The following is a 5,417-nucleotide window of genomic DNA, read 5'->3' as shown; positions in this document are numbered from 1 at the left end:
CTGAAGTTATGCTGAATTTGGTAAACATGGAGACGAAGCCAATGCGCATTCGTACATCCGAGCAAGCAGACGCTTTTGTGCGATTTAAAGTGCAGCAAGATCCTACTGGTCTTGACAGCATGCTAAATATTCGAAAAGTACAATTGAATTTGTAAAGCCATAAGCGAAAAGGAGCGGTAGTTAATAGTACTTCACTATTTTCTGTGTAATCCAGAGTAACTCAAATATAAAGATAGAGTATCAGCGTGAAATGAGAAAAAACATAGTCATTGGAAAATGGAATAGGAATTGCCCTTCGGATGGAGCTTAATGAGAGCGTATCCCAAACTTATGCATTATAATAAACTCGGCAAGGGCGGACACTTTGCAGCCTGGGAACAGCCGGAACTTTTCATTTCAGAACTCCGAGTGGCATTCAAGTCGCTCCGTTAACCGGATTCAAGTCGAATTCGACTCTACGGATGGTAGTTTAAGCATGCCAATCTATTGCTTCTTTTTCAAGGTTCTTCACGAATGAATCTTTCCCGTCCATATAAGCTTCGATGTCATCGGGATATTGTCGCGCTAGTCTTTCTTTTAAGCTGCCATTGTGATGCTACCTCGGGGTGTGTTCGCAAAAAATCTCTTACTGCCAAATGGCGCTGAATATCTTCTATGTTATCCATCTGAAACGCATGCACGTGGTGGGTTCGATGATCTCCGCCCTTTCTGAAATACCGTCTTCCTTCCATGCCGAACTCGCCCATGCATTCGTAACCAAGTTCCTTCATTTGCTCATTAAAAGAATCGATTCTGGTGATGTCCATTACAACTGGCATCATATCGATAATCGGTTTGGCTTGTAGCCCGGGTACTGAAGTGCTGCCGATATGATGGATGTCATTTAACTCATCTCCGAGTATCGCTTTTATTTTTTGCGCTTCATCTTCGAACATACGATTCCAGTTTTCATTATATTTCGTTACGATTACGTTCATTGCAGCAGATCTCCTCCTTCGAACGAATGCATATATTTTATCTGACAGTAATCTATCCCTGTAGATATATCATAGGGGAAGCCAAATAGGAAGTAAACGCATCGGTAAGGAAGACATATGTAAAAAAGCATCCGCAGAACGGATGCTTTACGCAGTCAATATAAATTTTGGATCACATCGTGGTATCGATTCCTGTATTGGAGCGGACAAGAATTTCATCGAATTCGACTTGATTGTCGGCTTTTCCTGATTTACTCGACAGCATGGTGCCGATATAACCAGCGATGAAGCCAAGTGGAATGGAGACAATACCAGGAGTCGTAAGCGGATACAGCGCGTGTCCAACGAAGATCGCCTTTCCAGCTTCAGGATGAAATACGTTCGGACTGACGAGAACGAGTCCCACGGAGGTGATCAGACCAACCACCATGGCCCAAATCGCACCATTCGTATTAAAACGTCTCCAGAAAATCGTATATAGAATAACAGGTAGGTTTGCACTCGCAGCAACGGCAAATGCTAGCGATACGAGGAATGCAACGTTAAGGTTTTTTGCAAATAAGGCTAGAATTATGGAAATAACAGAAATCCCGATGGAAGCATAACGTGCCATATTGACCTGCTGTTTCTCTGTCGCTTGCCCTTTTCTCATGATTTGATTGTAGAAGTCATGGGAGAAGGCAGCAGCAGCGGTAAGTACAAGTCCTGCTACAACGGCGAGAATGGTCGCGAAGGCGACAGCAGAAATAAATGCAAATAGCATATTGCCACCAAGTGCTTTTGCGAGGAGCGGAGCTGCCATGTTTCCTGCTTTATCCGCAGCGGTAATATCTCCATTTCCAACAAATGCAGCAGCACCAAAACCTAGAAATATCGTCATCACATAGAAAATTCCGATAATCCAAGTTGCGTATACAACCGAGCTGCGAGCTGTTTTCGCATTTTTAACCGTAAAGAAGCGGACAAGAATATGAGGCAGGCCTGCGGTTCCAAGTACTAATCCCATCGTTAAGGAGAGTGTATCAAGACCATCCTTATATTTAACACCGGGATTAAGGAATTTCTCTTTGAGTGGCGTTGCATCCTTGACATGATCAAACATGCCTGTGAGGCTCCAGTTGAATTTGTACAGCACGAGAATCGAAATAAGAAGCGTCCCGGCCATAAGGAGAATTGCTTTGACAATCTGTACCCAACTCGTGGCGTGCATTCCGCCAAAAGTGACATAGACTGTCATAAGAATACCTACGATGATGACGGAGGTTGCAAAATCAATGCCGAGAAGCAGCTTGATCAAAGCTCCTGCCCCTACAAGCTGTGCAATCATGTAGAAGATCGATATGGCAATGGTATTAAATGCTGCGAATCCGCGAATTTTTGTCGTTTTAAAGCGAGCAGCAATCATATCGGCAAATGTATATTTCCCTAAATTTCGTAAAGGTTCTGCGACCAAGAAAAGTACGACTAAGTAAGCAACGAGAAAGCCGATACTGTAGAAAAATCCATCAAATCCTGCTAGCGCAATCGATCCCGCAATCCCTAAGAACGAAGCCGCTGACATATAATCCCCGGCAATCGCCATCCCGTTCTGCCATCCGGTCAAGCCGCCTCCAGCTGTATAGAACTCGCTTGCAGACTTACTCTTTTTCGAAGCCCAATATGTAATCACGAGTGTCAAGGCAACAATGGCCAAAAACATAATAAATGCAGCAGTATTCATAGTCTACCTCCCTTTCTCAGCAATAATTTGGTCGGAGGCTTTATCAAATTTCGATGCCTTTTTGTAGTAAATCATACAAAATGCCCAGGTCATAACAAATTGTAGAAAGGCAAAGACCCAAGCCCATGTAATACTGCCGTAAAAGGAATAATTCAAGATGTCCGTGTAGGATGTAAGGATCGGCAAGGCGAAATAGAAGCAAAGGAAGAAGATTGTGAAAGGAATAATGAAAGTTTTCTTGGTTCGAATCAACTTTCTGAAGTTATCGGACTTCGCAATTGATGAGTATTGTTCGGGAGTTAATTCCTGCCTCTTGTGCTCGGCTGTTAACTTTTTACCTGCCATCAGCAATCCCTCTCATTCAATATAGTATACCTGCATCGTACAAAATCGAAGCGCTTACAAAATATGCCTTACAGTTGTTAGTGGCCACCACCTTTAATGTAGAGATAGATGTGTACAATTTGTGAAAATACAATTCGAAAACATTATACTATAAAATGAAGAGTTGTAAAGATATACCTGATTTATGACTTTATTTCAGTTCATTACTTTTTGTAAACGTGAAGAGATGTCTTCGAAATAGGCTTGATTGCCGATCTCATGCTGCGAAGTTGAATGTGTAACGTTATATGCATCATACTGGTGGTCTATACCTGTGTTTATAATTGGGGGAACTAGATAAGAAGTAAACGATCTGTTAAGATTCGAAGCAGAAGGGGCGGAAGAGTAACCTATGAATAAGCCAAGTACGCAGCATTTCACAGTATTGAACGAATATGTTGAGCGGATTCAGCATCAGATTTCAGCCACAGCAGCGGCTTCCTATATTCTTCATCAGCAGGAAGTCGTTAACGAATGGTATTCTGGAACTCATGACGAGACAGGACAACGAGTTGTAGATGCAGCGTCCCGCTTCAACGTCGCATCGGTGAGGAAAACATATCTAGGGTTCGTGGTCAGCTTGGCATTGTATGAAGGGAAAATCCGCAACTTGGATGACTCTATCACGGACTACATAGACGACTATATAGATATCACAGATCAACAAATGGCAGCGACGCTAAGAGGGACGACGATACGTCATTTGCTGACTCATACGCACGGACTCCATCATTTGAATCGAAGATTGTTTACTGCCGGTACCAACTGGGCCTATAACAACATGGGTGTAAACATACTCATTAAGTTGATGGAGAAACTGTATGAGAAGCCGTTTGTACACGTATTGGAGGAAAAAGTGTTTCATCTTTGCGGATTTACGGAGACAGGATGGAGCAAAGAACGTGATTCTAATCTGGTCTGGCTCGATGAGGTATATACGGATGATCAGGGGAATGATGGGAATTTATTTGTAAGTGCACGTGAGTTGGCGAGATGGGGACAGCTTCATTTAGATAAGGGCATGTACAAGGGAATAAGAATCATTCCAACAGAAGTCTTCGAACTGGCGACATCCATATGTACTCCGCCTCAATTAGAGCCGCATTTGCCGAGGAACGGTTTCTTCTGGTTTGTTCAGGATATTCCGCGCACTGCATCTGAGCTGGGGGATCAGCTTCCGGGAGGTTCGTTCCAATCGCTCGGCATTACTGGCTGCGCTTGCCTTGTCATTCCGCAATATCATACGGTGGCAGTAAGAATGTACAATCAACAGGGGGGAAATCCTGCAAGTTATGATTATTTAGAGGATATTAAAACGTTCGGCAATATGGTATGCACTGCGATCAAGCAAATGTAGTGAAAAACTCTGTAAGAAGGTTAGCGCCTACGAGATATACAATAAAGAAGCTCTCGATATTTCGAGAGCTTGATAACCGTGTTACACCGTATGTATGACTACAAATTAGTAGCTACTGTTTCATGTCACCAATTCTCCCTCCACAATCTTGGTCATATACAGCTCAGGCTGTGCCAGGAAATCCTCGAAGCTGCATACATCGCCGTATTCCTGATGCTCTTCATCATAGTAGCCGACGCATTTCGTCTTTGGATTCCAGACAAGGAGAATTGAAGAGTAATTATCAACTTCCGCGGAGAGACGCAGCATTTTCTTCCTTCCTGCTTTCATTTCAATCGTATCTGTGTAAGGGAAGAACTCGATGTAGCCAATCTCGTACTCATTGTCAGGCAAATCGATTCGCAGCTTGTCTCCCAATAGAAAATCAATCAGTCCTTGTGGCAGCTTATAGCTCTTCAATGCCAATCTTTTATTTTCAATGCTATGGAAATCAGCAGGCTCCAGGGACTTCAAATACTCAGCCATAGCGCTATCTTTATTTTGCACAGCAATCGTATAGGCACGATCACCGCCTTTTTCACATATACATACGTCCGCTCCACGTTCAACTAAGTATTGAACCATCTTCAAATCGCCATTTCGTGCGGCAGTGGTTAAGGAGGTAGCACAATACGGGTAGACCATATCCGGTTTGTTGAAATTGATATCCACTCCATGCTGAAGCAGAAATTCAATCGTACGCCAATCCCGATCGTTAACGGCTTTACGTAGTGTATAGCCGCCATAACTGGCTGCATCCAAGCCAAGCTCATGGATAAGCGGGAGGTTGTGTTTGTTCCCGTAATAAGCTTGTTGATAGGCATTGGACTTAAGCTGATCCAGGGCATCGACCTTGGCTCCATGCGCTACGATGTATCTTATGATCTCCTCTTCACAATAGCGAACAGCGAGCAGGAAGGATGGTTCCTTCTTATGATTC

The 5,417-nt window shown here is 43.4% G+C and carries 4 protein-coding genes and 1 pseudogene; 1 reads left to right on the top strand and 4 read right to left on the bottom strand.

The window, feature by feature from the left end; translation table 11 throughout:
• Positions 1 to 469: 469 nt before the first annotated feature.
• The 3 genes and pseudogenes from AZ66_RS26345 to AZ66_RS26335 form a co-directional block, all read right to left on the bottom strand.
• Positions 470 to 977 (bottom strand): annotated as a pseudogene (locus AZ66_RS26345) (GrpB family protein).
• 172 nt (positions 978 to 1,149) lie between these two features.
• Entirely contained in the window at positions 1,150 to 2,697 is a 1,548-nt protein-coding gene (locus AZ66_RS26340) for a solute symporter family protein (protein WP_044357603.1), read from the bottom strand.
• Positions 2,698 to 2,700: 3 nt separating this feature from the next.
• Complete coding sequence (locus AZ66_RS26335; RefSeq protein WP_044357602.1) at positions 2,701 to 3,042, bottom strand: DUF485 domain-containing protein; 342 nt, start codon at positions 3,040 to 3,042, stop codon at positions 2,701 to 2,703.
• A gap of 391 nt (positions 3,043 to 3,433) precedes the next feature.
• On the opposite strand from AZ66_RS26335, the gene AZ66_RS26330 reads away from it, so the two are divergent.
• A complete protein-coding gene (locus AZ66_RS26330) occupies positions 3,434 to 4,438 on the top strand; it encodes a serine hydrolase domain-containing protein (protein ID WP_044357601.1) in 1,005 nt (334 codons plus the stop codon).
• Positions 4,439 to 4,558: 120 nt separating this feature from the next.
• Here the strand turns inward: AZ66_RS26330 and AZ66_RS26325 are convergent.
• Positions 4,559 to 5,417: ankyrin repeat domain-containing protein (locus AZ66_RS26325; RefSeq protein ID WP_044357600.1), on the bottom strand; the 859-nt coding region annotated here is incomplete at its 5' end.

It is taken from the genome of Paenibacillus sp. E194 (assembly GCF_000935845.1).
GTDB classification, from domain to species: Bacteria; Bacillota; Bacilli; order Paenibacillales; family Paenibacillaceae; genus Paenibacillus_B; species Paenibacillus_B alvei_B.
This window is presented reverse-complemented; position numbering and strand designations above follow the sequence as displayed.